The organism is Streptomyces sp. NPDC026206, assembly GCF_040638465.1.
Classification (GTDB): Bacteria; Actinomycetota; Actinomycetes; order Streptomycetales; family Streptomycetaceae; genus Streptomyces.
On the sequence record NZ_JBEZYL010000011.1, the window covers coordinates 51,953 to 78,518 of the forward strand.

General features: G+C 75.3%; 23 protein-coding genes. 16 read left to right on the plus strand and 7 right to left on the minus strand.

What is annotated here, in order from left to right:
• Window positions 1–10 precede the first annotated feature (10 nt).
• A complete protein-coding gene (locus AB0F13_RS17305; RefSeq protein WP_362082208.1) occupies window positions 11–1,537 on the plus strand; it encodes a glycoside hydrolase family 47 protein in 1,527 nt (508 codons plus the stop codon).
• Between the two features lie 151 nt (window positions 1,538–1,688).
• Window positions 1,689–3,074: a cytochrome P450 gene (locus AB0F13_RS17310; protein WP_362082210.1), complete on the plus strand. Its 1,386-nt coding sequence runs from the start codon at window positions 1,689–1,691 to the stop codon at window positions 3,072–3,074.
• Here AB0F13_RS17310 and AB0F13_RS17315 read toward each other — a convergent pair.
• The gene (locus AB0F13_RS17315; protein ID WP_362082213.1) at window positions 3,067–3,936 is read right to left on the minus strand and encodes a UbiA family prenyltransferase; all 870 of its coding nucleotides are present in this window, start codon (window positions 3,934–3,936) and stop codon (window positions 3,067–3,069) included. The genes AB0F13_RS17310 and AB0F13_RS17315 overlap by 8 nt on opposite strands.
• A 118-nt stretch (window positions 3,937–4,054) precedes the next feature.
• On the opposite strand from AB0F13_RS17315, the gene AB0F13_RS17320 reads away from it, so the two are divergent.
• The 3 genes from AB0F13_RS17320 to AB0F13_RS17330 are packed head-to-tail and all read left to right on the plus strand — an operon-like array spanning window position 4,055 to window position 6,702.
• Window positions 4,055–5,116, plus strand: a complete 1,062-nt coding sequence (locus AB0F13_RS17320; RefSeq protein WP_362082216.1) for a 3-oxoacyl-[acyl-carrier-protein] synthase III C-terminal domain-containing protein — start codon at window positions 4,055–4,057, stop codon at window positions 5,114–5,116.
• Window positions 5,117–5,128: 12 nt separating this feature from the next.
• On the plus strand, window positions 5,129–5,689 hold the full coding sequence (locus AB0F13_RS17325; protein ID WP_362082219.1) for an isoprenylcysteine carboxyl methyltransferase family protein: 561 nt from the start codon (window positions 5,129–5,131) through the stop codon (window positions 5,687–5,689).
• Entirely contained in the window at window positions 5,686–6,702 is a 1,017-nt protein-coding gene (locus AB0F13_RS17330; protein ID WP_362082221.1) for an NAD(P)/FAD-dependent oxidoreductase, read from the plus strand. The genes AB0F13_RS17325 and AB0F13_RS17330 overlap by 4 nt, the downstream gene beginning before the upstream one ends.
• A gap of 189 nt (window positions 6,703–6,891) precedes the next feature.
• Here the strand turns inward: AB0F13_RS17330 and AB0F13_RS17335 are convergent, their stop codons facing one another.
• The 3 genes from AB0F13_RS17335 to AB0F13_RS17345 all read right to left on the minus strand — a co-directional run bounded on the left by AB0F13_RS17335 (window position 6,892) and on the right by AB0F13_RS17345 (window position 11,876).
• The gene (locus AB0F13_RS17335) at window positions 6,892–9,396 is read right to left on the minus strand and encodes a SpoIIE family protein phosphatase (RefSeq protein ID WP_362082224.1); all 2,505 of its coding nucleotides are present in this window, start codon (window positions 9,394–9,396) and stop codon (window positions 6,892–6,894) included.
• A 117-nt stretch (window positions 9,397–9,513) separates the two neighbouring features.
• Window positions 9,514–9,699 carry a CsbD family protein gene (locus AB0F13_RS17340; protein ID WP_362082227.1) on the minus strand — a complete coding sequence of 62 codons (186 nt, stop codon included), beginning with the start codon at window positions 9,697–9,699 and terminating at the stop codon, window positions 9,514–9,516.
• 119 nt (window positions 9,700–9,818) lie between these two features.
• A complete protein-coding gene (locus tag AB0F13_RS17345) occupies window positions 9,819–11,876 on the minus strand; it encodes a catalase (RefSeq protein WP_362082637.1) in 2,058 nt (685 codons plus the stop codon).
• Between the two features lie 527 nt (window positions 11,877–12,403).
• On the opposite strand from AB0F13_RS17345, the gene AB0F13_RS17350 reads away from it, so the two are divergent.
• From AB0F13_RS17350 to AB0F13_RS17400, 11 genes are read left to right on the plus strand one after another with little or no spacing between them, the layout of a single operon-like run.
• On the plus strand, window positions 12,404–13,366 hold the full coding sequence (locus AB0F13_RS17350) for a UDP-glucuronic acid decarboxylase family protein (RefSeq protein ID WP_362082230.1): 963 nt from the start codon (window positions 12,404–12,406) through the stop codon (window positions 13,364–13,366).
• 49 nt (window positions 13,367–13,415) lie between these two features.
• Window positions 13,416–15,071: a carbamoyltransferase C-terminal domain-containing protein gene (locus tag AB0F13_RS17355; RefSeq protein WP_362082233.1), complete on the plus strand. Its 1,656-nt coding sequence runs from the start codon at window positions 13,416–13,418 to the stop codon at window positions 15,069–15,071.
• On the plus strand, window positions 15,068–16,138 hold the full coding sequence (locus AB0F13_RS17360; RefSeq protein ID WP_362082236.1) for a glycosyltransferase: 1,071 nt from the start codon (window positions 15,068–15,070) through the stop codon (window positions 16,136–16,138). Before AB0F13_RS17355 ends, AB0F13_RS17360 begins: the two co-directional genes overlap by 4 nt.
• 5 nt (window positions 16,139–16,143) lie before the next feature.
• Window positions 16,144–16,701 (plus strand): HAD family hydrolase, encoded by a 558-nt coding sequence (locus AB0F13_RS17365; RefSeq protein ID WP_362082640.1) that lies wholly within the window; start codon window positions 16,144–16,146, stop codon window positions 16,699–16,701.
• Window positions 16,698–17,735 (plus strand): glycosyltransferase family 9 protein, encoded by a 1,038-nt coding sequence (locus AB0F13_RS17370; RefSeq protein ID WP_362082240.1) that lies wholly within the window; start codon window positions 16,698–16,700, stop codon window positions 17,733–17,735. The genes AB0F13_RS17365 and AB0F13_RS17370 overlap by 4 nt, the downstream gene beginning before the upstream one ends.
• On the plus strand, window positions 17,732–18,694 hold the full coding sequence (locus AB0F13_RS17375) for a glycosyltransferase family 4 protein (protein ID WP_362082243.1): 963 nt from the start codon (window positions 17,732–17,734) through the stop codon (window positions 18,692–18,694). Before AB0F13_RS17370 ends, AB0F13_RS17375 begins: the two co-directional genes overlap by 4 nt.
• Window positions 18,691–19,911 (plus strand): glycosyltransferase, encoded by a 1,221-nt coding sequence (locus tag AB0F13_RS17380; RefSeq protein WP_362082246.1) that lies wholly within the window; start codon window positions 18,691–18,693, stop codon window positions 19,909–19,911. The genes AB0F13_RS17375 and AB0F13_RS17380 overlap by 4 nt, the downstream gene beginning before the upstream one ends.
• Window positions 19,908–20,543, plus strand: coding sequence for an SIS domain-containing protein (locus AB0F13_RS17385; RefSeq protein ID WP_362082249.1), 636 nt, complete (start codon window positions 19,908–19,910; stop codon window positions 20,541–20,543). The genes AB0F13_RS17380 and AB0F13_RS17385 overlap by 4 nt, the downstream gene beginning before the upstream one ends.
• Window positions 20,540–21,973 carry a PfkB family carbohydrate kinase gene (locus tag AB0F13_RS17390; protein ID WP_362082252.1) on the plus strand — a complete coding sequence of 478 codons (1,434 nt, stop codon included), beginning with the start codon at window positions 20,540–20,542 and terminating at the stop codon, window positions 21,971–21,973. Before AB0F13_RS17385 ends, AB0F13_RS17390 begins: the two co-directional genes overlap by 4 nt.
• Window positions 21,970–22,968, plus strand: coding sequence for a glycosyltransferase family 9 protein (locus tag AB0F13_RS17395; RefSeq protein WP_362082255.1), 999 nt, complete (start codon window positions 21,970–21,972; stop codon window positions 22,966–22,968). The genes AB0F13_RS17390 and AB0F13_RS17395 overlap by 4 nt, the downstream gene beginning before the upstream one ends.
• A complete protein-coding gene (locus AB0F13_RS17400) occupies window positions 22,965–23,192 on the plus strand; it encodes a DUF6480 family protein (protein WP_362082258.1) in 228 nt (75 codons plus the stop codon). Before AB0F13_RS17395 ends, AB0F13_RS17400 begins: the two co-directional genes overlap by 4 nt.
• Window positions 23,193–23,201: 9 nt before the next feature.
• On the opposite strand, the gene AB0F13_RS17405 is transcribed toward AB0F13_RS17400, so the two are convergent.
• The 3 genes from AB0F13_RS17405 to AB0F13_RS17415 all read right to left on the minus strand — a co-directional run bounded on the left by AB0F13_RS17405 (window position 23,202) and on the right by AB0F13_RS17415 (window position 26,506).
• The gene (locus AB0F13_RS17405) at window positions 23,202–24,512 is read right to left on the minus strand and encodes an MFS transporter (RefSeq protein WP_362082643.1); all 1,311 of its coding nucleotides are present in this window, start codon (window positions 24,510–24,512) and stop codon (window positions 23,202–23,204) included.
• Window positions 24,513–24,889: 377 nt separating this feature from the next.
• Window positions 24,890–25,852: an SDR family NAD(P)-dependent oxidoreductase gene (locus AB0F13_RS17410; RefSeq protein ID WP_362082261.1), complete on the minus strand. Its 963-nt coding sequence runs from the start codon at window positions 25,850–25,852 to the stop codon at window positions 24,890–24,892.
• 123 nt (window positions 25,853–25,975) lie between these two features.
• Window positions 25,976–26,506, minus strand: coding sequence for a DUF1360 domain-containing protein (locus tag AB0F13_RS17415; protein WP_362082264.1), 531 nt, complete (start codon window positions 26,504–26,506; stop codon window positions 25,976–25,978).
• Window positions 26,507–26,566 lie beyond the last annotated feature (60 nt).

Below are 26,566 nucleotides of genomic sequence, written 5' to 3' on the forward strand. Positions count from 1 at the left end.
ACTGCGATCAGTGTCCGGGTCCGGAGCCGGTGGTCAGGAGGACCTGCCCGTCATGATCAACAACTCGCTCGCCGCGCGGACGACCCGGCGCGGCATGCTGTACGCGCTGGCCGCCGCGGGTGCTCTCACCGCGGGCGGCGGATCCGGCGGCACCCGGCGAGCCGCGGCGGACCTCCGGCCGGGGGCCGTGCGCGCCGCCCGGGCGGCGCGTGCGGTGCCCATAGCGACGGCGGAGGTCCTGCCGGACCCGGAGAAGGCGCGGGAGATCCGCGCGGAGTTCGTCCACGCGTGGGAGGGATACAAGCGGCTCGCCTGGGGGCATGACGAGGTGCTGCCGGTCTCGGGCGGCCACCGCGAGTTCTTCGCCAAGGGGCACCCGATGGGCCTGTCCATCGTCGAGGCGCTCGACACGCACTACATCATGGGCCTCGACAGCGAGGTCGAGCTGTGCGCCGACTGGATCACGGACCGTCTGGACGTCGATGTCGACGCCGACTTCCAGGTCTTCGAGACCACCATCCGCCTGGTGGGCGGCCTGCTCTCGGGCTACCTCGCCACCGGCAGGAGGAGCCTGCTCGACCGCTGCGTGGACCTGACGGACCGGCTCCTGCCCGCCTTCACCAAGTCGCCCACCGGCATGCCCTACCGGTACGTCAACCTGCGCACCGGCCGCGTCTCGGGCGCCACGCTGCCGGTGGCCGAGATCGGCACCAACATCCTGGAATTCGGTCTCCTGTCCGAGCTCACCGGCGACAGCCGGTACTGGCGGGCCGCCAAGCGGGCCGTGCGCGCGGTGGTGCAGCGCCGCTCCTCCCTCGGCCTGCTCGCCACCAGCCTCAACGTGGAGAGCGGCCAGTGGGCCGACCGGCAGGGCAGCGCGGTCGACCCCCCGGTGGACTCGTTCTACGAGTATCTGTGGGGTGCCTGGGTGATGTTCCGCGACGAGGAGTGCCGGGACTGGTTCGCGATGTTCGACGACGCGCTCAGGAAGCACCAGGCCGAGCGGGTGGGCGGACTGCTGTGGTTCAAGCACGTCGACTTCCGCACCGGAGCCCTGCTGAACCGGCACCAGTCCTCGCTGGCCGTCGCGATCCTGCCGGTCGGCGGGGACAACGCCCTGGCCGCTGACTACTACCGGTCCTGGACGGCCGTCCTCGACAAGTACGCCGTCATCCCCGAAGCCATCGACTACGCGCGCCCGGCCGTCCTGAACGCCCGCAACGAACTGCGACCGGAGTACGCCAACTGCGCCTTCCAGCTGTTCTGGCAGACCGGCGACGCCTTCTACCGGACCACGGCCTGGCGCTATTTCGAGAACCTCAGGAAGTACCACCGCGTGCCGGGCGGCTACACCGTCGTCGCCGACGTCACCAGGCGGCCCATGCCCAAGGGCGACCACTGCCCCGCCTATGTCTTCGCCGAGAACTTCAAGTGGCTCTACCTCATCTTCTCCGGCACCCCCCGCTTCGACTACGCCCACGGCTACCTCAGCACGGAGGGCAAGGTCCTGCGCGGTCTGCGCCGCCCCGCGGTGTGACGGCGGGCCGCCGCCCCAGGGGCGCGCGCCGCACACACCCTGAGCCCCGATATCAGGTGAAAGCCTTATTTCATGCGCTTCAGGGTACATAAGAATGAGATCCACCACCCCTCACGCCAGTCGTCCCCCCACACCGGGAGGTCTGTCCCCCATGGCCGCGTCCGAGGTTCCCGTGCTTCCCGTGGCCGGTCCACGCGGTCTGCCGCTGCTGGGCAACCTGCTCACCTTCGGCAAGGATCCCCTGGCCTTCTTCGTGCGGCTGCGCGACGACTTCGGGGACTTCGTGACCTGGTCGCTCGGTCCGCGCCCGAGCGTGTTCATCTCGCGCCCCGAGCACATCGCCGAACTCCTCGGGGAGGTCGAACAGAGCTTTGAGAGCCTGGAGATCGGCTGGGCGCTCAAACAGGTGGTCGGCAACAGCGTCCTGCTCAGCCGGGGCGCCGACTGGCGCCGTAAGCGGGCCCTCGTCCAGCCGACCGTCCGCCCCCGCCAGGTGCGCTCGTACGCGCAGACGATGGTCGACTGCTCCATGACGCTCGCCGGGCGCTGGAGGGACGGCCAGCGCATCGATGTGCGCAGGGAGATGGCCCGGCTCACCCAGCGGATCGTCGTCCGTACGCTCTTCGGCAACGACCTGGAGGGCCGGGGCAACCTGCTCGCCAACGCGATGGCCGTGGTCCAGCGCGAGACCGGCGCCGAACTGCGGGGGATCAACCTGTTCCTGCCGTCCTGGGTACGCACCCCCTCACGGCTGCGGCTGCTCGCCGCCGTCGGCGTCATCGACGCCGAGGTCGGCCGGCTGATCGACGCCCGGCGCAGGGGTACCGGTGAGGGACGGGCCGCGCAGCGCGACGACCTGCTGAGCAGGCTGCTGGCCGCCCGGGACGAGAAGGGCCGCTCCCTGTCCACCCGCGAGGTGCGCGACGAGGCGGTGACGCTGTGGGCGGCGGGCCACGAGACCACCTCCACCGCCCTGACGTGGACCTGGTTCCTGCTCTCGACGTCCCCGGCCGCCCGGGCGGGGCTCGCCGAGGAGCTGGACCGGGTGCTGGCCGGCCGGCCACCCGCGTACGAGGACTACGAACAGCTCACGTGGACCCAGCAGATCATCAAGGAGGCCATGCGGCTCTACCCGCCCGCGTGGGTCATCCCCGCGGTGGCCACCGAAGGCGCCACGCTGGGCGGGCAGTCCCTCGAAGCGGGGACCATCGTCTGGTGCAGCCAGTGGTCCACCCACCGGGACGAGCGCTGGTTCCCCGACCCGGTCGCCTTCCGCCCCCAGCGCTGGGACGCCGACGCCCCCGACCCCGTCCCCGACCATGCCTGGTTCCCCTTCGGCGGGGGCCAGCGTACGTGTCTGGGTGCCCGGTTCGCCCTCGTCGAGGCGGCGCTGGTGCTCGCGACGCTGGCGCAGCGCTTCCACCTGGACGTCGACGGGGGAGATGTGAAACCCGAGGCGGGCCTCCTGCTGCAGCCGTCCGTCCCGCTGCGGGCGACCGTGCGGGCCGTGGAACCGGCCACGGCCCCCGTCACGTGAGACCGGCTCCCCGCACGAGCAGCAGGGCCACGTCCGCCCCCGCCACGACGACCGCCGCCGCGAAGGGCGCCCTGTCCCAGCGGCGTTCGAGCCGGACCCCGGCCACCGCCGACGCCGCGGCCGCTCCCAGTGCCGTGAGCCCCGCCGTGTCCGGCGGCCCCGGGGGCCCGAGCACCAGCACCGCGGTGGCCGCGACGAGGGGAACGGGCAGCGCCGGGCGCGTGCCCCGCGCGCCCAGGCGGTGCGGCAGGCCCCGTACCCCCGACGCGAGGTCCGCGGTGATGTCCGGCAGCGCGTCGGCCAGATGGGCGCCGACGCCCAACAGCGCGCCGGCCGTGACGAGCCACCAGGCCGGCCACGGCCGCCCGGGCAGTCCGAGGACGACGAACGCGGGCAGGCTCGCGAAGCCCGTGGCGTACGGGAGCCAGGAAAGGGCCGTCGCCTTCAGCCACAGGTTGTACGCCCACGCCGAGACCACCCCCGCCAGGTGGACCGCGCCGGCGAGCGGGCCGTAGGCGAGCGACAGCGGCACGCAGAGCACCAGCGCGGTGAACGCGGCGCCCCACACCAGCGGTACGGACACCGCGTCGCAGGCGGCGGGTTTGCCGCGCCGGCCCGCGGCGGCGTCGCGCCGGGCGTCGAAGGCGTCGTTGCACCACCCCACCGACAGCTGGCCCGCGAGGACGGCCGCACCCACCAGAACGCAGCGGGACCCGCTCTGCCCGGCGACGGCGGCCAGTGCGCTCGCCAGGCCCGTGACGGCGGCGGCCGGCCCCGGGTGGCAGGCCCCGGCCAGGGCCGCCGCCCGGCCGGGCCGGGGCCGCGCCGCGCCGGCGGGCCGCCGCTGCTCGCAGGTCTCCACGAGGTGATCGTAGGCGTACCACGGCCCCGGCCGACGCCGCCGGACGGGCGATTGGCGGTACCGCACGGGTCTGCGGGGGCACATGGGAAGAAAACAGATCACTGAGGCAGGAGGTGGCATGGCGACGCGGATCGCAGCCGTGCACGGCGTCCTGGCGCCGCACCGCCATGCCCAGCACGAGATCACCGACATGATCGCCGCCATGTGTCTGCCGGCCGGCTCCGACCGCACCGTCCTCGACCGCCTGCACCGCGGCGTCCTGGTCGACTCGCGCCATATGGTGCTGCCCCTGGACCGGTACGCCCGCCTGGGCGGCTTCGGTGCGGCCAACGACGTCTTCGTCAAGGCCGCCACCGAGCTGGGCGCGCGGGCGGTCCGGGGCGCGCTGCGGGCCGCCGGCATCGGGCCCGCCGACGTCGACATGCTGATGTTCACCTCCGTCACCGGCCTGGCCACCCCCTCCATCGACGCCCGGCTCGTCGGACGGCTCGGCCTGCGCCCGGACGTCAAACGACTGCCCGTCTTCGGCCTCGGCTGCGTCGCGGGCGCCGCCGGGATCGCCCGGGTGCACGACTACCTGCGCGGCTGGCCCGATCAGGTGGCCGTCCTGCTGTCGGTCGAGCTGTGCTCGCTCACCTTCCAGCGCGACGACGCCTCCACGGCCAACCTGATCGCCACCGGCCTGTTCGGCGACGGGGCCGCGGCCGTCGTCGCGTGCGGCGAGAGTCGGGGCGGGCCGGTGGACGGGCCGGTGGTCCTGGCCACGCGCAGCCATCTGTACCCCGGCACCGAGCGCGCCATGGGCTGGGCCATCGGCGGCTCCGGGTTCCGGGTCGTCCTGGACCGGTCCGTGCCCGAGGTGATCCGCCGCCACCTCGCCGACGACGTGCACGGCTTCCTCGGCGAGCACGGCCTCAAGCCCAAGGACGTGACCGCCTGGGTCGCTCACCCCGGCGGCCCCAGGATCCTGCAGACCGTCACCGAGGTACTCGGCCTGCCTCCGGAGGCACTCGACGTCACCTGGCGCTCGCTGGCCGAGGTGGGCAACCTCTCCTCCGCGTCCGTCCTGCACGTCCTGCGGGACACCCTGGCCGGGCGGCGGCCCCCGCCCGGCTCCCCCGGGCTGCTGCTGGCGATGGGCCCGGGCTTCTGCTCCGAACTCGTGCTGCTGCGCTGGTAGGACGGAGGACCCATGACCGAGCACCTGACCTGGTACGCGATCCTGGTGTTCGCGGTCGCGGCCGAGCGCGCCGCGGAACTCCTCGTCGCACTGCGCAACGCCCGCTGGAGCCTGGCCCGCGGCGGGGTGGAATCGGGCGGCGGCCACTACCCCGCGATGGTCGCGCTGCACACCGGCCTGCTGGCCGGCTGCCTGTTCGAAGCCGCCCTCGGCGAACGGCCGTTCATCCCCGCGCTCGGCTGGCCGATGCTGGGCGCCCTGCTGGGCGCCCAGGCACTGCGCTGGTGGTGCGTGCGTGCCCTGGGGCGGCAGTGGAACACCCGCGTGATCGTCGTGCCCGGCCTCCCCCTGGCGACCGGCGGACCGTACGGGTGGATCCGTCACCCGAACTACGTCGCGGTCGTGGCGGAGGGCATCGCGCTGCCGCTCGTGCACACCGCGTGGGTGACCGCGCTGGTCTTCACCGTCCTCAACGCGCTGCTGCTGAGCGTGCGCATCCGCTGCGAGGAGGCGGCGCTGAGCGCCGGCGCGCCCACCGGGGGCGGCAGGGCACCGGCGGACGTGCGGCCGTGATCGACCTGCTCGTGGCGGGAGGCGGCCCGGCGGGTCTGGCGGCCGGCATCCACGCGGCCCTGGCGGGGTTGGAGGCCGTCGTCGTCGAGCCGCGCAGCAGCCCGGTGGACAAGGCGTGCGGCGAGGGCATCATGCCCGGCGGCGTGAGCGCTCTGTGCGCCCTCGGCGTGCAGGTCCCCGGCCGTCCGCTGCGCGGCATCCGCTACGTCGAGGGCGAGCGCAGCGCCGAGGCGGAGTTCCGCCACCGCACCGGGCTGGGTGTGCGCCGCACCGAGCTCCACGCCGCGCTCCATCTGCGCGCGGCCGAGCTGGGCGTGCGCGTCGTGCCGGGAAGGGTCACCGGGGTCCGGCAGGACGCCGGCGGCGTCAGCGCCGGCGGGCTGACGGCGCGTTGGCTGATCGCCGCCGACGGCCTGCACTCCCCCGTCCGCCGGGCCCTGGGCCTGGAGCTGCCGTCCGGCCCCCGGCCCGCCCGCTACGGGCTGCGCCGGCACTACGGGGTCCGCCCGTGGACGGACTGCGTGGAGGTCCACTGGTCGCGGCACGGCGAGGCCTATGTGACCCCGGTCGGCGATCACCTGGTGGGCGTCGCGGTGCTCGGCCGCGGGCGCGGCGGGTACGAGGACCGTCTCGCGTCGTTCCCGGGCCTGACGCCCCTGCTGCGGGGGCCCTGGGAGAGCGCCGTGCGCGGCGCGGGGCCGCTGCGCCGGCGGGTGCGGCGCCGGGTGGCCGGCCGGGTGCTGCTGGTGGGCGACGCGGCCGGCTATGTGGACGCCCTGACCGGCGAGGGCATCGCCCTGGCGCTGGCGACGGCCGGGGCGGCCGTGCGGTGCGTGGCCTCCGGCCGGCCGCAGGCCTACGAAGCGGCGTGGCGGCGGCTGACCCGGCGCCACCGGGTGCTGACGGAGTGTCTGGTGCGGGCCTGCGAACACCCGCGCACGGCCGGCCTGATCGTGCCCGCGGCCTGCCGGCTGCCGCGGGTGTTCGCGGCCGCGGTCCACGCCCTGCAGTGAGCGGGCCGCCCGGGGCGTCTCAGCGAAGGAGCGCCGTGGGTCGAAAGGACGTGCCCGCGGCGTCCGGTGCCCGGCGGTCGCAAGACGGTCGGCCGCCCTTGTACCGGGTGCACGCAGGCGATCCCGGCAACGCGGCGCGCTCTCCACAATGCCGGGCGCCGCGGGCCGGGCGGGAGGTGCGGGCATGCGCTAGGCGTCCGGCAGGTCCGGGAAGGCGTCCAGGGGGTCCCCGAAGGCGCCCGGGGGCACGGCGGACCGCCCCGGCGCGCTGGGCAGCGGCTGCTCGGTCCACACCGTCTTGCCCTCCCGCCCGTAGCGGGTGCCCCACCGCTCGGTGAGCTGGGCCACCAGGAACAGGCCGCGGCCGCCCTCATCGGTGCTGCGGGCGCGGCGCAGGTGCGGTGAGGTGTTGCTGGTGTCGGAGACCTCGCAGATGAGGCGGGGGCCGCGGATCAGCCGCAGGGTCACCGGCCCGCCCGCGTAGCGGTAGGCGTTGGTGACGAGCTCGCTGACGATCAGCTCGGTGGCGAAGGCCATCTCCTCCAGGTCCCAGGCACTCAGCTGCTCGTTCATCAGCGACCGGGCGCGTGCGGCGGCGCTCGCCTCCGCCGGCAGGGTCCAGGTGGCGACCCGCTCGGGTTCGAGCACCCGGGTGCGTGCGATGAGCAGGGCGACGTCGTCGGTGGGGCGCGGTGGCAGCAGCGCGGCCACGACGTTCCTGGCCATCTCCTCCAGGGGGCGGTTGGGGCCGGACAGCTGGGCGGACAGGATCTCCAGCGCGGTGTCGACGTCGTGGCCCGGGGTCTGGATGAGCCCGTTGGTGTAGAGGGCCAGGAGGCTGCCCTGCGGCAGCTCGAACTCCATGGACTCGAACGGCAGGCCGCCCAGCCCGAGCGGCGGCCCGGCGGGGAGGTCGGGGAAGGTGACCTTTCCGTCCGGGGTCACCATGGCGGGCGGCGGGTGGCCGGCGCGCGCCAGCGAGCAGCAGCGGGACACCGGGTCGTACACCGCGTACAGGCAGCTGGCGCCGGTGACCTGGTCGTTGGGGAAGTCCCGGGCGTTGGCCTCCTGTTCGGCGGCCAGCCGGTGCACGAGATCGTCCAGGTGGGAGAGGACCTCCTCGGGTTCGAGGTCGAGGTCGGCCAGGGTGTGCACGGCGGTGCGCAGCCGGCCCATGGTGGCCGCCGCGTCGACGCCGTGGCCGATCACGTCGCCGACGACGAGGGCGACGCGGGCCCCGGAGAGCGGGATGACGTCGAACCAGTCCCCGCCGACGCCCGCCACGGCACCCGCGGGGATGTACTGGTGGGCGACGTCGACGGCCGGCAGGTCGGGGAGTTCGGCCGGGAGCAGGCGGCACTGCAGGTTCAGCGCGGCCTGGTGCTCGCGGGTGTAGCGGCGGGCGTTGTCGATGCACACGGCGGCACGGCCGGCGAACTCACCGGCGAGGGTGAGGTCGTCGTCCTCGAACGGTTCGGGCCTGCGGGCCCGCCACAGCGTGACCAGTCCCAGGACCAGGCCGCGCGCGGCCAGCGGCACCATCATCACGGAGTGGACGCCGATGGCCTGGGCCTGCCGGGCCCGTTCCTGTGCCACGGCCGACAGGCCGGTCATGCCGTCCAGGTGGGAGACCAGGACGGGCCGCACCTCGGCCATGCACCGGCCCTGCGGTGTCTCCGGCGCGAAGTGGATCAGTTCGCCCACCGGGTGCTGTACCCGTTCCGACTCGGCGACGACGGATTTGGCGGCCGATCTGCGCACGGGCCCGAAGGCGTCCTGCGAGGGCTCCTCGCCACGGCTGACGGGTTCCAGGAGGTCGACCGAGACGGAGTCGGCGAGGGCGGGGACGACGACCTCGGCCAGTTCCCGGGCGGTCGCCGCCACGTCCAGGGTGGTCCCGATGCGGGCCCCGGCGTCGTCGAGCAGGGCGAGGCGCAGCCGGGCCCGGTGGCCTTCGGTGACGTCCTCGACCAGCTGCGTGACACCGAGCACGTCACCCGCCGAGTCCTCCATGCGGAAGGCCGAGACGGACACGAACCGCTCGTGGGACGGGTCGCTGCGCAGCCGGCAGGACTGCTCGGTGAAGATCATGGGGCGGCCCGTCTCCAGCACCTGCCGGAGCCGGCCGTCGATCGTCCGCGCGTCCGCGGCCACCAGGAAGTCGCCGATGCGGTGCCCTCGCGCCTGTTCGGCGGTGATCCCGCCGATGCGGGCGAGCGGCCGGTTGACCCGCAGGACACTCAGGTCCGGGGCGTGCACGGCCAGGCCGATCGGGGACCGCCGGAAGAGGCCGTCCAGCACCGAGCGATCGGTCTCCCACTGGATGACGTCCGCCGCGGGGGCGGCGATCAGGAACCACTCGGGCTCGGGGCCGGCCCGGGTCATGCGGCGGGCCCGCAGGCCCAGCCGCACGCGGTTGCCGTCGCGGCACACGACGGGCACGATCCCGGCCCAGCCGCCGGCCCGCAGGCACGCCGCCACCGCGTCCGTGAGGTGCCCGCGGTCGCCGGGCGCCATGAGGATGTCGGAGGCGGGGCGCCCGATCACCTCGTCGGCGCGGTGGCCCAGCAGTTTCTCGGCCCGCTCGCCCCAGCCGACCACCGTCCCCCGGTGGTCCAGCACCGCCGAGGCCGCGCCCGCCACCGAGAACGGGTCCTCGGGGCTTTCCCGGAAGAGCCTCACCGGTCCATTCATCACACCGCCTTCCTGGACGCAGCCTGCCGCGTCGCGGTGCGGCGACGGCCCCGGGCGCGGGTGGCGCCCGGGGCCCGGCCGTACGCGGTCCGCGGTGCGGCGGACGCGGTGGTGCGGCTAGTGACCACGCTTCCGCTTGAGGGTGTCCTTGCCCTTCTGCACTGCCTCACGGACGTCGCCCTTGGCCTTGGCGGCGCGTCCCTCGCTCTCCATTTGCCGGTCGCCGGTGGCCTTGCCGGTGGTCTCCTTGAGCCGGCCCTTGGCCTGCTCGGCCTTCGCCTTGGCCTTGTCTTTGGCGCTCATGCCACGGCACTCGCTTTCGAAAGAGATGATGCGGTTGCCCCCACCATGTTCGAGTCTGGCGCGCCGCCGCCCGGGTCGCACCTCCGTACGCCCGAACGGGCTGCGGCGGACCGCCCCGGTCAGTTGAGCAGGCCCGGGCGGCGCGGGAAACGGTGCTGCTCCAGGGCCGCGGCGAGGGCGTCGGCGACGTCCTGGGGGGAGGCGGTGCCGTTGCCGGTCAGGACGCCGAAGTCCGGTGCCGACTCGCCCAGGACGACGTCCTCGGGCAGCTTGGCCGCCGTCAGCAGGCGGGTGCCCTCACCGAGGACGGCCAGCGGCTTGCCGTGGCGGTAGGCCTCCTCGACGAACCGTACGGCCGCCGGGTCGGCGGCCAGCGCGGCCACCGCCTCCTTGCCGTCCGGGACGAGAACGGCGTCGTAGAGGACGGAGGCCATGGTGGGCAGCGCGCGGTCGACGTCGAGGGACCCGCCGCCGGCCCCCTGGACGCTGCCGTCCTTGGCGGCGAGGACCTCGACGATCGCGCCCTGGGCGGTGAGCCGCTCGCGGACCGCCGTGACCTGGCCGGCGTCGGTGCCGTGGGCGGCCAGGACGGCCACCTTGCGGGTGCGGATGCCGGAGCCGCGCAGGTTCTCCTGGCTGAGGGCCGGTGAAGCGGCCGCGTTGACGCCGGCGACGGCCCCCGGGGCGCTCACGCCGACGGCGTCGGCGACCAGCTCCGCGAGGCCGGCGTTGACATTGGCCAGATTGCCGACCATGCGCTCGCGCACGGCGACGGAGACGACCTTGCCGAGCTCGAAGCTGAACGCCTCGGCGATGTGGCGCCGCTCCCAGTCCGCCATGCTGTTCCAGAACAGGGCTGCCTGGCTGTAGTGGTCCTGGAAGCTCTCGCTGCGCACCCGGATCTTCTGCCCGTCGACACGCTCGGCGTAGTGCCGGAACACCCCCGCGCCGCCGCCCGACCCCGCGTGGGCGGGGCAGCCGCCGCCCAGGGAGTTGGGGAAGTAGTTGGTGCCGGGGTGGATGACCTGCTGGCCGAATCCGTCGCGGTGGTTGTGGTTCACGTCGGCGATGGGCCGGTTGACGGGGAGCTGGCTGAAGTTGGGGCCGCCCAGGCGGATGAGCTGGGTGTCGAGGTAGGAGAAGTTGCGGCCCTGGAGCAGCGGGTCGTTGGTGAAGTCGATGCCGGGCACGACGTTCGCGGTGTGGAAGGCGACCTGTTCGGTCTCGGCGAAGAAGTTCTGCGGGTTGCGGTCGAGCACGAGCCGGCCGACCGGGCGTACCGGTACCTGCTCCTCGGGGATGATCTTGGTGGCGTCGAGCAGGTCGAAGTCGAAGGCGAACTCGTCCTCCTCCGGTACGAGCTGGACGCCGAGCTCCCATTCGGGGTACTCGCCGGCCTCGATGGCCTCCCACAGGTCCCTGCGGTTGAAGTCGGGGTCGCGGCCCGCCGCGATCTGGGCCTCGTCCCAGATGAGGGAGTGCACGCCCAGCCTCGGCTTCCAGTGGAGCTTCACGAACGTGCCGCGCCCGTCGGCCGTGACGAACCGGAAGGTATGCACGCCGAAGCCCTGCATCATCCGGAAGCTGCGGGGGATGGCGCGGTCGGACATCAGCCACATAAGCATGTGGGTGGTCTCCGGCTGGAGGGAGGCGAAGTCCCAGAAGGTGTCGTGGGCGGAGGCACCGGTGGGCATCTCGTTCTGCGGTTCCATCTTCACCGCGTGGACGAAGTCGGGGAACTTGATGGCGTCCTGGATGAAGAACACCGGCATGTTGTTGCCGACCAGGTCGTAATTGCCCTGACGGGTATAGAACTTGGTGGCGAAGCCCCGTACGTCACGCACGGTGTCGGCGGAGCCGCGCGGGCCCTGCACGGTGGAGAAGCGCACGAAGACGGGCGTACGGCGGCCGGCTTCGGCGAGGAAGTCGGCGCAGGTGTACTCGCTGAGCGACTCGTACGGCTCGAAGTAGCCGTAGGCGCCCGCGCCACGGGCGTGGACGACGCGCTCCGGGATGCGCTCGTGGTCGAAGTGTGTGATCTTCTCCCGGTTGTGGAAGTCCTCCAGCAGCGTCGGCCCGCGCGTCCCGGCGCGCAGGGCGTTGTCGGTGTCGTCGACCCGCACGCCCTGGTCGGTGGTGAGCGCGTCGTGTTCCGGTGCGGCACGGAACCGTTCCAGCTGCTCGTCCTTGGCGTCCTGTGCTGCCGGATCTGCGCGGCCTTCTGACTGGTGGTGGGCGGACACGCGTGCACTTCCTTCCGCATGGGGAGCACTCGGGAGGTACGGCGTCCGTCGGCAGGCGCCGCTCGTCCCCCCAGGCTCACCCGCGTTCCCGGGGCGGGCAAGCCGAAACCGGCGTGTGCCACGGCCGGGCCGGTTCGAGTGGAGACGTCGGCGCCGGTGTGCGACGCTGCTGCTTGAGTCGTTTCGACTACAGGTGGTCATGTGAGAGCCCGGCGGTCCGGGCACCCGCACCGGCAGTGCCGGCCGGGGCACACGGGGAGACACCCCGGCCACCCCGGGCGGCGGACGGTCCGCCGCGCAGGCCGCGGCCGCCCTGCCTGTCCACAGCGGCAGAGCCCCCAATTCCATGCAGCCGAACAAGCCCCGTGCCGGACGCCCGGTACGACGGGCACGTGCCCGGGCGGCCGGACGGCGGCCGCGGACGCTCTGCCCCCGGCCCGCTCACGCGAAGGAGTGTGATCATGGACGAACGACGCTGGAACCGTGCGGTGGTCACCGGAGGGGCCGGGTTCCTCGGATCCCACCTGTGCGAACGCCTGCTGTCCGAGGGCAGTGAGGTGTGGTGCGTCGACAACCTGGTCACCGGCTCCCGTGCCAACGTCACCCACCTGGAGGAACACCCGGGCTTCACCTGCGTGGAGGCCGACGTCACCGGGCCCGGCTGCCTGGAGGCGATACCCGGGCCGGTGGACCTGGTACTCCATCTGGCGTGCCCGGCCTCACCGGCCGACTACCTGCGGCTGCCCATCCAGACGCTGGAGGCGGGCAGCACCGGCACCCGCAACTGCCTGGAGCTGGCCCGCCGCGACGGTGCCCGGTTCCTGCTGGCCTCCACCTCGGAGGTGTACGGCGACCCGCTGGAGCACCCCCAGCGGGAGGAGTACTGGGGCAACGTCAATCCCGTCGGGCCGCGCAGCGTCTACGACGAGTCCAAGCGGTTCGCCGAGGCACTGGTCACCGCCTACCGGCGCACACACGGCACCGACACCTCGATCGTGCGCATCTTCAACACCTACGGCCCGCGCATGCGCGCCGGTGACGGCCGTGCCGTGCCCACCTTCATCCGGCAGGCCCTGGACGGCGAGCCGCTGACCGTGGCGGGCGACGGCGGCCAGACCCGTTCCCTGACGTATGTCGACGACACGGTCGACGGCATCGTGGCGCTCGCCGCCGCCGCGTTCCCCGGCCCGGTGAACATCGGCAGCTGCGAGGAGACGACGATGCTCGACCTGGCCCGGCGCATCGTCGACCTCACGGGCTCCGCCTCCACCATCCGGTTCGTGGACCGGCCGGCCGACGACCCGGCCAGGCGCCGTCCCGACACCTCCACGGCCCGCCGCGAGCTGGCCTGGTCGCCCCGCGTCGACTGCGCCGAGGGCCTCAAGCGGACCGTCGAGTGGTTCGCGCGGTCCGCCCTCCTCTGAACGGCACCGCCACAGGGATCCACAGCCCCGATGAGACACGGAGCACGGCATGCGCATCCTCGGTATCAACGCTCTCTTCCACGACCCGGCCGCCGCGCTGGTCGTCGACGGACGGATCGTCGCGGCCGCGGAGGAGGAGCGGTTCTCCCGGCGGAAGCACGGCAAGCGCCCGGTACCGTTCGCGGCCTGGGAACTGCCCCAGCAGGCGGCGGCCTGGTGCCTGGCGCACGCGGGGCTCACGCCCGGTGACCTGGACGCCGTCGGCTACTCCTACGACCCGGCGCTGTCCCGCCCGGCCCAGGGCATGGGCCTCGACGACCCGTGGGACCACCTGCGGCAGACCTACGCCCGCGAGGCGCCGGCCTTCCTGGCCGAGGCGCTGCCGGGCCTGGATCCCGCCCGGGTGCGGTTCGTCCCCCACCACGTCGCGCACGCGGCCTCCGCGGGACTCGCGGCGCCGCACCCCGACAGCGCGGTGCTGGTCCTCGACGGGCGCGGCGAATGCGCCTCGCACCTGGCGGGCCGGTACACCGGTGGCGCCCTGGAGGTGCTCTCCACACAGGTGCTGCCCCAGTCGCTGGGCCTGGTCTACGAGGAGCTGACGGAGCATCTGGGATTCCTGCGCAGCAGCGATGAGTACAAGGTGATGGCGCTGGCCGCGTACGGCAAGCCGCGGTTCCTGACGGAGGTGCGCGAGCACCTGCACGCCACCGGCGACGGCGGGTTCGTCGCGCACGCGGTGCCGTGGGCGGCGCTGACGGAGCCGCGCGTGCCGGGGCAGGAGTGGACGCAGGACCACGCGGACCTGGCCGCGAGCACCCAGGCGTGTCTGGAGGAGCTGCTGCTGGACCTGGCGCGGTGGCTGCACGGCCGTACCGGTGCCGAGTCGCTGGCCATGGCCGGCGGGGTGGCGCTCAACTGTGTGGCCAACTCCCGGATCGCCGCCGAGGGGCCGTTCCGCCGGGTGTGGGTGCAGCCCGCGGCCGGTGACGCGGGCACCGCCCTGGGCGCGGCGCTGCACCTGGCCGCGGCCCACGGCGGGGCGACCGCCCCGATGGAGGGCGCGGACCTGGGCCGGGGCTGGTCGGACGAGGAGCTGCGGGGCTGGCTGGAGCGGGCGCGGATACCGTACGAGCGGCCCGCCGACATCGCCGAGGCGGTGGCCGAGGAGCTGGCCCGGGACGGCATCGTCGCCTGGTTCCAGGGCCGCAGCGAGTACGGGCCCCGGGCGCTGGGCCACCGGTCGCTGATGGCCCATCCGGGCCGGGCGGAGAACCTGGAGCGGCTCAACCACGTCAAGGGACGGGAGGAGTTCCGCCCGGTGGCGCCGATGGTCCTCGCCGACCGGGCGGCGGAGATCTTCGAGGGGCCGCTGCCGAGCCCGTACATGCTGTTCGTGCACGACGTGGCCAAGCCGTGGCGGCACCGCATCCCGGCCGTCGTCCATGTGGACGGCACCGCCCGGATCCAGACCGTGGACCCGGCGCGGGAGCCGCTGGTCGCCCGGACGCTGGCCGCGTTCGAAAGGCGCACCGGGCTGCCGGTCGTCGTCAACACCAGTCTCAACACCGCGGGCCGGCCGATGGTCGACGATCCCCGGGACGCCCTGGAGTGCTTCGGCTCGGCGCCGGTGGACCTGCTGGCGATCGGCCCCTACGCGGTCCGCCGCGGCCATGTGTACGCCGGTGGGAAGGAGGCGTCATGAGCACCGGCGACCCCCTGGCGTACGCGGTCGTCATCCCCACCGTCGGCCGGGCCTGCCTGGCCGACTGCCTGGCCGCGCTGGCCCGCTCCGCCGGGCCGCCGCCCCGTGAGGTGGTCGTCGTCGACGACCGGCCCGGGGCCCGCCACACGCATCCGCCGCTGCCGCTGGAGGCGCTCGGTGAACTGCGTACCCACGCCCGGACGCTGACCAGCGGCGGGCGGGGGCCGGCCGCGGCGCGCAACGCCGGCTGGCGGACGGTGGCCGCCCCGTGGGTGGTCTTCCTCGACGACGACGTGCGGGTCTGCTCCGCGTGGCGGGCCGAGCTGGCCGGCGACCTGGCCTGCGCGGCGGCGGGCGTGGGCGGTGTGCAGGGGATCATCGAGGTGCCCCTGCCGGCCGGGCGGCCCCCCACCGACTGGGAGCGCAACACCGCCGGCCTCGCCACGGCCCGCTGGGCGACGGCCGACATGGCCTACCGCCGGACCGTGCTGGCGGCCGTGGGCGGCTTCGACGAGCGCTTCCCCCGCGCCTTCCGCGAGGACGCCGACCTCGCGCTGCGCGTGCGGGCCGCCGGCTGGCGGCTGGAGCCCGGCACCCGCACGACCCGGCACCCGGTGCGGGCGGCGGGCCGCTGGGTGTCGCTGCGCAACCAGGCCGGCAACGCCGACGACGCGCTCATGGTGCGGCTGCACGGCCGCGACTGGTGGCAGCGGGCCGGCGCCCCGCGGGGCCGGCTGCGCGGGCACGCGGTGGTCACCGCCGCCGGGGCGGCCGCCGTCGTACTGGCCCTGACCGGGCACCGCGCGGCGGGCGCGGGGGCCGCCGCGGGCTGGGCGCTGGGCACGGCCGAGTTCGCCCGCTCGCGCATCGCCCCGGGCCCGCGCACCACCGCGGAGGTCGCCACCATGCTCGCGACCAGCGTCGCCATCCCGCCGCTGGCCGTGGCGCACCGGCTGCGCGGCAGGTGGCGCCATCGCGCCGCCCGGCCGCTGCCCGACGCGTCGGCGCCGCCCCTCGTCGTACCGGTCGCGGTGCGCTCCGTCCTCAGGGAAGGGCCGGTCCCATGAGCGTCATGAGCTCCGGCCGGCCGCCCGCCGCCGTGCTGTTCGACCGGGACGGCACGCTGGTCGAGGACGTGCCCTACAACGGTGACCCCCGCCGGGTGGTCCCGGTGGCGGGCGCCCGGTCCGCCCTGGCGCTGCTGCGGCGGCGGGGTGTGCGCACCGGTGTCGTCACCAACCAGTCGGGCGTGGCCCGGGGCCTGATCACGGCGGCGCAGATGCGCCGGGTGAACGAGCGCGTGGAGCGGCTGCTCGGCCCGTTCGACGTGTGGGCGGTGTGCCCGCACGGCCCGGACGACGGCTGCCGCTGCCGCAAGCCCGCACCGGGCCTGATCCTGGCCGCCGCGCGTGAGCTGGGCCTGTCCCCCGGCGAGTGCGCGGTCGTCGGTGACATCGGCAGCGACATGGAGGCGGCCGAGGCGGCCGGCGCCCTGGGGGTGCTCGTCCCGACCGCGCTGACCCGTCCCGAGGAGGTGCGGCGCGCCGCGCACCGCGCACCGCACCTGCTGGCTGCGGTGCGCATCCTGACCGGCGCCGCCGTGCCCGCGGTGGAGGGAGGCCCGCGGTGAGAGCTCTCGTGGCACGCCTGGACAGTTTCGGGGACGTCCTGCTCGCCGGGCCGGCGGTGCGGGCCGTCGCCGCGCGCGCCCGGCACACGACGCTGCTGTGCGGGCCGCGCGGCGCCCCGGCCGCCCGGATGCTGCCGGGCGTCGACGAGGTGACCGTCTGGGACGCGCCGTGGGTGGGCTTCGAGCCACCGCCCGCGGACCGGGCCGGCATCGACCGGTTCGTCGACAGCGTCGCGCAGGCACCGCCGGACGTCGCGCTGGTGCTCACGTCCTTCCATCAGAGCCCGCTGCCCGTGGCGTTGCTCCTGCGGATGGCGGGGGTGGGCCGCGTGGCGGCGGACTGCGTGGACTATCCGGGGTCGCTGCTGGACGTACGGCACCGCCGCGCACCGCGTGCGCACGAGGTGCGGGCCGCCCTCGACCTCGCCGAGGCCGCCGGTTTCCCGCTGCCGGCGGGCGACGACGGGCGGCTCGCGGTGCGGGAGCCGCCCGCCCCCGACACGCTCGTGGGCGAGCCCGGGTACGTCGTCGTGCACCCCGGCGCGGCGGTGCCGGCCCGGCGGTGGGGACGGGAGCGGTGCGCGGCGGCGGTGCGGGTGCTGGCGCGGGCCGGATACCGGGTGGTGGTCACCGGCGGCCCGGGCGAGCGGGAGCTGACCGCGGCCGTCGCGGGCGGGGCCGCCCTCGACCTGGGCGGGCGCACCGGGCCGGCCGAGCTGGCCGGAGTGCTCTCCCGGGCGGCCGCCGTGGTGGTCGGCAACACCGGGCCCGCGCACCTGGCCGCCGCCGTGGGAACGCCCGTCGTGTCCCTGTTCGCCCCCGTGGTGCCGGCGGAGCGGTGGGCCCCGTACGGCGTGCCGCATGTGCTCCTCGGTGACGAGCGGGCCCCGTGCGCGGGCAGCCGCGCCCGGGTCTGCCCCGTCGCCGGGCACCCCTGCCTGAACGGGGTGTCGCCGAAGGACGTGCTGAGCGCCGTGGAGAAGCTCACCGGGCGGTCCCCCGGCCTCGACCCCTGTCTGGAGCGGACGTCATGAGGATCCTGCTGTGGCACGTACACGGTTCGTGGACGACGGCGTTCGTCCAGGGCCCGCACACCTATCTGGTGCCGGTGACCCCCGGCCGGGGGCCCGACGGGCTGGGCCGCGCCGCCACCTTCGACTGGCCCGGCTCCGTGAGGGAGCTGACGCCGGAGCAGCTGCGCGAGGCCGGCGTCGACCTGGTCGTCCTGCAGCGGCCGCACGAGGCGGAGCTGGCGCGGCAGTGGCTCGGCCGGCGTCCGGGCACGGAGGTGCCCGCCGTCTATCTGGAGCACAACGCGCCCGGCGGCCCCGTCCCGGACACCCGGCATCCCCTCGCCGGCCGGCCGGAGCTGACGGTCGTGCACGTCACGCACTTCAACCGGCTCATGTGGGACTGCGGCTCGACGCCCACCACGGTCATCGAGCACGGCATCGTCGACCCCGGGCCGCTGTGGACCGGCCGGCTGGAGCGGGCCGCCGTGGTGGTCAACGAGCCGTTGCGGCGGGGCCGTACGACCGGTACCGACCTGCTCCCCTATTTCAGCGAGGCCGCGCCCCTCGACGTCTTCGGCATGGGCACCGACGGCCTGGCCGGCCGGCTGGGCCTGCCGGCGGAGCGCTGCCACGGCCAGGAGCTCGTCCAGAGCGCGCTGCACCGGGAGATGGCCGAACGCCGGGTCTACCTGCACCCGGTGCGCTGGACGTCCCTGGGGCTGTCCCTGCTGGAGGCCATGCACCTGGGCATGCCCGTCGTGGCCCTGGCCACGACCGAGGTGTGCGAGGCCGTGCCGGCCCGCGCCGGAGTGGTCTCCAACCGTCCGGAGCTGCTGCACGACGCCGTCCGCGGTTTCGTCGCCGATCCCGCCCGGGCCCGTGAGACGGGCCGGGCGGCGCGGGCGGCGGCCCTCGCCCGGTACGGGCTGCAGAGGTTCCTGGACGACTGGGAGTGCCTGATCAAGGAGGTGACGCGATGAGGATCGCCATGGTGTCCGAGCACGCGAGCCCGCTGGCCGCGCTCGGGGGGCCCGACGCGGGAGGGCAGAACGTCTACGTCGCGCGCCTGGCGGAACTGCTCGCCGGCCGCGGTCACGACGTGAGCGTCTACACCCGCAGGGACGACGAGTCGCTGCCGGAGCGGGTGCCGCTGCCGTCCGGCGCGGTCGTCGAGCACGTGCGGGCCGGTCCTGCCCGGGTGCTGCCCAAGGACGAGCTGTTCGGCCACATGCCTCAGTTCGCCGGGCACCTGGCCCGGGCCTGGCGGCTGGAGCGTCCCGAGATCGTGCACGCCCACTTCTGGATGTCGGGCATGGCGGCGCTGCGGGCCGCACGCGACCTCGGCGTGCCCGTCGTGCAGACGTACCACGCGCTGGGCACCGTCAAGCGGCGGCACCAGGGGGCGGCCGACACCAGTCCGGCCGAACGCCTGGGCATCGAGCGGGAGATCGGCGCGGCCTGCGCCCGGGTGCTGGCCACCTGCTCGGACGAGGTCCGTGAGCTGTCCCGGATGGGCATCGCGCCCGGGCGCTGCTCGGTGGTGCCGTGCGGGGTGGACACCGAGCACTTCGCGGCCCGTGGCCGGATCGCCCTGACCCCGGCGCGCCGGGCCCGGCACCGGCTGCTGACCGTGGGGCGCATGGTGCCGCGCAAGGGCGTCGACCTCGCGTTGCGGGCCCTGCGGAACATACCGGACGCCGAACTGCTGGTCGCCGGCGGACCGCCCGCCGACGGGCTCGCCAAGGACCCCGAGGCGATGCGGCTGCTCGGCCTCGCCCGCCGGCTGCGGGTGGCCGACCGGCTGGTGCTGCTGGGCTGCGTGCCGCACGAGGACATGCCCGCGCTCCTGCGCAGCGCCGACGTGGTGCTGTGCACGCCGGTGTACGAGCCGTTCGGCATCGTGCCGCTGGAGGCCATGGCCTGCGGCGTCCCCGTCGTGGCCACGGACGTCGGCGGGCACCGCGACACCGTCGCGGACGGGGAGACGGGCCTGCTGGTACCGCCGGGCCTGCCCGGCCCGCTCGCCGGGGCGGTGTGCGGCCTGCTGGAGGACCCCGGGCTGCTGGAGTCCTACGGCCGGGCCGGGCGCATGCGCGCGGTGGACCGCTTCACCTGGGACCGGGTGGCGGACGGCGTCGAGCGTGTGTACGACCGGGTCGCCGTTCATCACCCCGTACCGTCAGGAGTACCGCGATGACCGTCACCCGCACCACACAGGCCGTGCCCGCGGCCGACGGCGACCACTGCGGTCAGCTGCTGGCCGCCCTGGAGCGCTTCCGCGAGGAGAAGGCGGTCACCGCGCAGCGGTGGGGGACGCGGCTGGCGGCCGCCTTGTCCTCGGGGAACCGGCTGCTCGCCGCGGGCAACGGCGGCAGCGCCGCCCAGGCCCAGCACCTGACCGCCGAACTGGTGGGCCGCTACCGCGAGGACCGGGCGCCGTTCTCGGCCATCGCCCTGCACACCGACACCTCCAGCTGTACGGCCATCGTCAACGACTACGGTGCCGACGAACTGTTCGCGCGTCAGGTGCGGGCCCATGCCCGGCCCGGCGACGTGCTGATCCTGTTGTCGACGAGCGGGGCCAGCCCCAATCTGCTGCGGGCGGCCGCGGCGGGCCGCGAGGCGGCCATGCGCGTGTGGTCCCTGACCGGCCCGGCTCCGAACCCGCTCGCCGACGCGGGTGACGAGACGCTGTGCGTGGAGGCCGCCAGCACCGCGACCGTCCAGGAACTGCACCTGGTGGCGGTGCACATGATGTGCGACGCCTTCGACACGGCGCTGGGCACCGGGCGCTTCCCCGAAGCCGGGATGTGGAAGGAGGCCCCATGAGTACCGGGACACCCCTGCTGGTCATCGGCGACGCACTGCTCGACCGGGACCTGGTCGGCAAGGCGGAACGGCTCGCGCCGGACGCGCCCGTCCCCGTGCTGGACGGCTGCCGCGAGCAGTTGCGCCCCGGTGGCGCCGCGCTGGCCGCCTACCTGGCCGCGCGTGCGGGCCGTGCCGTCACCCTGATCGCGCCGCTGGGCACGGACGCGGCGAGCCTGCAGGTGCGGGCCATGCTCGAACCGCTGGTGACGCTGGTTCCGCTGCCCCTGCACGGCCAGCTGGCGGAGAAGACCCGCGTCATGGCGGGCGGGCGGCCGGTGGTGCGGCTGGACCGCGGTGACGGCCTGGCCGCGGGGGCCACCGGGTGGGCGCGCCGGGTCCTTGCCGAGGCGCCCGCCGTTCTGGTGGCCGACTACGCGCGCGGCGCCGCCGAGGTGCTGCGGGAGGAGCTGGCCGCCCGCGCCCGGCGGGCGGCGCTGGTGTGGGACCCGCACCCGCGCGGCGGCCCGCCCGTGCCCGGTGCGCGGCTGGTGACCCCGACGGGCGAAGAGGCCCGCCGGTTCACCGGCGAGGGCACAGCGGGCGGTGAGGACCTCAGCGCGGTGGCCCGCACGGCGGCGGAGCTCGTACGGCGCTGGCGGGCGGTGTGCGTGGCGGTGACGCTGGGCGGGCGGGGCGCGCTGCTCTCCCAGGGCGAGGGCCCCATGCTCGTACCGGCCGCGGCCCGGCACAGCGGTGACGCGTGCGGGGCCGGCGACTGCTTCGCCGCGACGGCCGCGGGGCTGCTGGGTGACGGGGCACTGCCCGCGGAGGCCGTGCAGGGGGCCGTGGCGGCGGCGACCCGGTATGTCGCCGAGGGCGGCGCGCGGTCCGCCGTCCCGGGCCCGCACCCGGCCGGTGACGTGGGCGGCGCGGGGGCGGACGCCTCCCGGCTGGCGCGGCGGGTGCGGGAGGCCGGCGGAACGGTGGTCGCCGCGGGCGGCTGCTTCGATCTGCTGCACGCCGGGCACGTCAGCCTGCTGCAGCAGGCCCGGGGCATCGGCGACTGCCTGATCGTGTGCCTGAACTCGGACGCCTCGGTGCGCCGCCGCAAGGGCCGGGGCCGGCCGCTCAACCCCCTGCCCGACCGGATCCGGGTGCTGCAGGCCCTGCAGTGCGTCGACGCCGTCGCGGTGTTCGACGAGGACACCCCGGTCGAGCTGCTGTCCCGGCTGCGGCCGCACATCTGGGTCAAGGGCGGCGACTACGCGGTGGAGCAGCTCCCGGAGGCCGCGCAGCTCGCCACGTGGGGCGGCCAGGCCATTCTGCTGCCCTATCTGGACGGCCGGTCCAGCACCCTGCTGGCCACCCGGGCCGCGGACAGCCTCTCCGCCGACCGGCACGGTGCCGTCCGGGCCGGCACGGACGCGCCCCGCACGGGGCGGCGATGACGACGGGTGCGCAGGCCCGGCCCCGGCTGCTGGTCCTGCGGGCCCTCGGCCTCGGTGACCTGCTCACCGGCGTGCCGGCGCTGCGCGCGCTGCGCCGCGCCTACCCGCGGCACGAGCTCGTGCTGGCGGCACCGCCGGGCCTGGCCGCGCCCGCGGCCGCCTCGGGTGCCGTCGACACCCTGCTGCCGGCCGAGGCGCCCGGCCGGGCCGTGCCGCGCGCCCTGCCGTGGCGGGGCCCGCCGCCGGAGATCGCGGTCGACCTGCACGGCAACGGGCCGCCGAGCCATCGCCTGCTGGCGACGCTGCGGCCCGGCCGGCTGCTGGCGTTCGCGCACCCGGGTACGCCGGAGGTCCGCGGCCCGGCGTGGCGGGCGGAGGAGCACGAGCGTGAGCGCTGGTGCCGGCTGCTGCGCGCCTACGGCATCCCCGCCGACGCCGGTGATCTGGCGCTGCCCCGGCCGGCCGCCCTCTCACCGGCCGCCGGTGCCGTTCTCCTGCATCCCGGTGCGGCGTCGCCCGCGCGTCGCTGGCCGGCGGAGCGCTATGCCGCGGTGGCGCGGGAGCTGCTGGAGCGGGGGCACCGGGTGGTGGTCACCGGGGGGCCCGGCGAGGACGCACTCGTGGCGCGGGTGGCCGTGCCGGGGGCGGAGGCCTTTCCCGGAGGGCTGCCGTTCGGGCCGCTGTCGGCCCTGGTCGCCGGGGCCCGGGCCGTGGTCAGCGGGGATACGGGGATGGCGCATCTGGCGGTGGCGTACGGCACGCCCACCGTCACCCTCTTCGGCCCCGTGGCGCCCGCGCTGTGGGGCCCGCCGCCGGCCCCGCGCCACATCGCGCTGTGGTACCCGGGGCCGCCGGGAGACCCGCACGGCGGACGTCCCGACCCGCTGCTGCTGCGCATCCGCCCGGAGGAAGTCCTGGCGGCCCTGGCACGGCAGGAGGCCGTGACCGCGCGAGAGGGGCCGCACGAGCAGTCGTCGAAGGAAGGTGCCCCATGACCGGTACGAACCCCGATCCGGACCCGCGGCGCACGCCGGGCCAGAAGGGCGGCGGAGGCGTGCCGCCGGGCGAGACCCCGCCCGGCGAGGACAGCACCTCCGGCGCGGGCCCTCAGGAGACGTACAACCCCACGCGGGGCTGGGCGAAGGGGCCGGTCATCGCGATCGGCGCCCTCGTCCTGCTGTTCTGCGTGACGGTCGTCATCTGGGCGGCGATCATCTGACCGCCCTGCTCAGGCCGCGGTCCCGTACGCCGGCTCGGCCACCGGGACGGGGGCGACGCGGCGGACGGTGCGCCGGCGACGGTGGGCCAGGGCCCCCGCGCCGATCACGCCCGTGATGACCACGCCGCCGAGGACCAGGGCGCCCCGCTCGCCCATGCCCTGGACCAGCAGGCCCAGCAGCGGCGGCCCGGCGAGGCCCCAGGCGGTGCTGACGCTGCGCCACACACCGAGGACGCGGCCGCGCATGTGGGCCGGCGGGTCGGTCTGGAGCACGGTGGTGGTCGCCGTGTCGGAGACCGACTCCACGATGGCCATCGGTACGACCATGACCAGCAGCATCAGCAGCACCGGGCTGAGCCCGGCCACGATCTGCAGCAGCGCGCCGGCCGCGGCCAGCAGGGCGACCAGTTGGACGGTCGGCCTGCGCAGCCGCCCGGCCAGCACGGCGCCGGCGATGCCGCCGACCGCGAGCAGGGCCGAGACCATGCCGTACGCGCCGGCGCCGCCGTGCATCGGGCCGGTGACCAGGGTGGCCAGGGTGAGCTGGTAGTTGCGGCCCAGGACGGCGCTCACCGCGGCGATCACGGCGAGCGCGACGAGGCTGCGGCGGCTGAGGAAGAACGCCAGGCCGCCGCGGCCGCCCTCGTCCGCCGCGCCGCGCGGGCGCGCCGCGGCGGCCGCGGCCTCCTCACGGGCGTGCGGCTGCAGGCGCAGGAAGGGGATGACCGCGGTCACGAAGAGGAACGACACACCGTTGACCGCGTAGGCGCCGGCGGTGCCGATCGTGGCGATGCCCACTGCCGCGAGGGCGGTGCCGGCCAGCCGGCCGACGCTGTGCACGACGGAGCCCAGCGCGATCGCGGAGGGCACGTCCTTCTCCGGGACGAGGTCGTTGCCGAGCAGGGCGGTGGCCGGGCCGTCGACCGTGGCGATCAGGCCGGTGACGGCGGCGAGCCCCATGAGCACGGGCACGCTGAGCATGCCGAAGGCCACCAGCGCGGCGGTGGCGAACGCCACCATCGCCAGCAGGGCCTGGCTCACGGCGGCGGTGACCTTGCGCGGCCAGCGGTCCACGACCGCTCCGCCGAGAAGCCCGAACAGCAGGCCGGGCGCGGCCTGGACGGACAGCGACAGACCCGTCGTCGCGGCGGAACCGGTGAGCTGCAGCACGAGCAGGTTCTGCACGGTGAGCTGCATCCACGTGCCGAGGTTCGACACGAGGTTGGCGGCGGACCACCAGCGCATGCTGCGGCTGCGCAGGCAGCGCCACGGGGACCGGTCGCCGGCCGCTCGGTCGTCCGCCTTGCGGCGGGTGAGCAGGCCGGTGACCGTTCGCGTCGGGCGCGCGGGGTCGGCCGCCGGGGAGCCGGCGGGCACGGCGGGAGTCGCAGACGAGGGGCGCAAGGGTCCGTCCGGGGGTCGGGGAATCGGCGGGCCGGCGGGTCCGCGCCCACAAGAAGGCCGCCCTGTGCGGGCGGCGTACTGGTGCGGGCGTGAGACGTCCGAGGGTGCAACACCCTCGGACGGGAGCCGGAAGGACGCCGCTGCGCGATGTCCTTGGACAGTGCCTCACGCCGACGTCCCAGCCATCGTCACAAGCGCTTCCCCCCGCTGGGAAGTCTGTCCGCTGTGGGGTGCCTCACCCCCTGCGAAAGCCCTGTTCCCACCGCGGTGGCCCGCGTCACAGCGGGGTGGGCTCAGCCCGTCCGCTGGTTGAAGCGACGGGCGGCACGGTCGTTGAGCGTGGTGATCCGGTTCACCACGGCGGAGCCCAGCCGGCGCCCCGCCCGCCGCCCCGGAACGTTGTGCTGCGGTGCCGTCCCGCCGGCCGGCATCAGCCGGGCGGCCACGGTCAGGGCGCGGGTGGTGGTGGCGGGGGCGAGCCCGTGCAGACGTACGGCCGCCTTGGCCACCGCGGTCAGGACCAGCTCGGGCCGGCGGCGCCCGGCGGCCCTGACGATGGCGCGTGCCGCGCGCTCGGCGTCCATGGAGAGCACGGGCAGCCCCGCCGAGGTGGCGAACCAGGCGTACTCCTGCTCCGCCCGGCCGCTGAACCGCGCGGCGGTGTGCGAGCCCGTGCGCATGAGCCCGGGGAAGACGGTGGTGACGCTGATGCCGTCCGCCGCGAGCTCCGTGCGCAGGCCCTCCGACAGCCCGGCGGCGGCGAACTTCGCCCCGACGTAGGGGAGCAGGTGCGGGGCGGGAACGCGGCCGCCGATCGAGGTGACGTTGACGATCCGCCCGCCGCCCCGCTCGCGCATGCCCCCGGCGGCGGCCAGGACCAGTCGCAGCGGGGCGAAGTACATCGTCTCCATGGCGTCGCGGAAGTCGGCCTCGGTCATGGCGGCGACGGGTCCGACCTGGATGATGCCCGCGTTGTTCACCAGGATGTCCAGGCTTCCGAAGGCGGCCTCGGTCGCCTCGACGAGCCGCCGCGCCGCCGGCTCGTCGGTGATGTCGCAGGCCGTCGAGCGCACGTCGGCTCCCTCGTCGCGCAGCATGCGTTCGGCTCCGGCGAGTTCCTCCGCGTCGCGTGCGCAGAGCATCACCTTGCAGCCCTGCCGGGTGAGCTCTCTGGCGATCAGCAGGCCGAGGCCGCGCGAGGACCCGGTCACGAGAGCGGCGCCGCCGTGCAGGCGGTCATGGGACGAACGGGACATGGGGCCACCTCCTGCGTTGCGGCACGGTCCACCGCCATCTCCAGTGTCGCCCGGCGGGCCGCCGGCGCACGACGAAGGGTGACTGTGAGCCACGTGCCATCACTGTGTGCCGTCAGAGGGGTCCTACTCGCCGACAGCCTGCTGCATCCACACCCGCGCGAAGTGCAGCAGGTCCGCGCCGGCCAGCGCGGTCATCCCGGCCGCCGCCAGGCGGGTCGCGCGGGGCGCGAAGACCATTCCCGCCATGATGCCCGTGACGGTCCACATGCCCGCGCAGAACGGGCAGGTCACCAGCTCGCCGATGGCCTTGCGGGGGCCGTGGCCGCGGACCTCCTCGTCCAGTTCGGCCGGGCCGGTGGTGCCGCGGAACCGCGTGAAGGGCGCGCGCAGCGGGCTGGTCACCGGGTCCTTGGTCAGCAGCCGGGACAGCCGGTGCGTCGCCCCGGCGCAGAGCAGGACGTCCCAGGGGGTGGGCTCGGGCAGCGGGCGGCGGGTGAGCCGGGCGGCGGCGGCCAGGGCGGCGACGCCCGCGGCGTAGACGCCCATGGTCGCGGCGTAGGTGCCCAGCGGGTGCTCCGCGCCGTCCGCATAGGCGGCCCGTTCCTTCTCGGCGGCCCGCCGCAGGCGGTCCTGGGCGTCCCCGGGGCTGTCCATCGCTGCCTCCCTGGCGCGTGTTCGGTGAGGGTGCGTGGGTTCGGGTTCCCCGCGCCCACC

Excerpts from the sequence above, each read along its gene's own strand:
- AB0F13_RS17385 (WP_362082249.1), top strand. The coding sequence starts at position 19,908 with ATGACCGTCACCCGCACCACACAGGCCGTGCCCGCGGCCGACGGCGAC.
- AB0F13_RS17365 (WP_362082640.1), top strand. The coding sequence starts at position 16,144 with ATGAGCTCCGGCCGGCCGCCCGCCGCCGTGCTGTTCGACCGGGACGGC.
- AB0F13_RS17400 (WP_362082258.1), top strand. The coding sequence starts at position 22,965 with ATGACCGGTACGAACCCCGATCCGGACCCGCGGCGCACGCCGGGCCAG.
- AB0F13_RS17360 (WP_362082236.1), top strand. The coding sequence starts at position 15,068 with ATGAGCACCGGCGACCCCCTGGCGTACGCGGTCGTCATCCCCACCGTC.
- AB0F13_RS17390 (WP_362082252.1), top strand. The coding sequence starts at position 20,540 with ATGAGTACCGGGACACCCCTGCTGGTCATCGGCGACGCACTGCTCGAC.
- AB0F13_RS17380 (WP_362082246.1), top strand. The coding sequence starts at position 18,691 with ATGAGGATCGCCATGGTGTCCGAGCACGCGAGCCCGCTGGCCGCGCTC.
- AB0F13_RS17375 (WP_362082243.1), top strand. The coding sequence starts at position 17,732 with ATGAGGATCCTGCTGTGGCACGTACACGGTTCGTGGACGACGGCGTTC.
- AB0F13_RS17335 (WP_362082224.1), bottom strand. The coding sequence starts at position 9,396 with ATGAATGGACCGGTGAGGCTCTTCCGGGAAAGCCCCGAGGACCCGTTC.
- AB0F13_RS17310 (WP_362082210.1), top strand. The coding sequence starts at position 1,689 with ATGGCCGCGTCCGAGGTTCCCGTGCTTCCCGTGGCCGGTCCACGCGGT.
- AB0F13_RS17415 (WP_362082264.1), bottom strand. The coding sequence starts at position 26,506 with ATGGACAGCCCCGGGGACGCCCAGGACCGCCTGCGGCGGGCCGCCGAG.
- AB0F13_RS17320 (WP_362082216.1), top strand. The coding sequence starts at position 4,055 with ATGGCGACGCGGATCGCAGCCGTGCACGGCGTCCTGGCGCCGCACCGC.
- AB0F13_RS17350 (WP_362082230.1), top strand. The coding sequence starts at position 12,404 with ATGGACGAACGACGCTGGAACCGTGCGGTGGTCACCGGAGGGGCCGGG.
- AB0F13_RS17325 (WP_362082219.1), top strand. The coding sequence starts at position 5,129 with ATGACCGAGCACCTGACCTGGTACGCGATCCTGGTGTTCGCGGTCGCG.
- AB0F13_RS17395 (WP_362082255.1), top strand. The coding sequence starts at position 21,970 with ATGACGACGGGTGCGCAGGCCCGGCCCCGGCTGCTGGTCCTGCGGGCC.
- AB0F13_RS17410 (WP_362082261.1), bottom strand. The coding sequence starts at position 25,852 with ATGTCCCGTTCGTCCCATGACCGCCTGCACGGCGGCGCCGCTCTCGTG.
- AB0F13_RS17355 (WP_362082233.1), top strand. The coding sequence starts at position 13,416 with ATGCGCATCCTCGGTATCAACGCTCTCTTCCACGACCCGGCCGCCGCG.
- AB0F13_RS17340 (WP_362082227.1), bottom strand. The coding sequence starts at position 9,699 with ATGAGCGCCAAAGACAAGGCCAAGGCGAAGGCCGAGCAGGCCAAGGGC.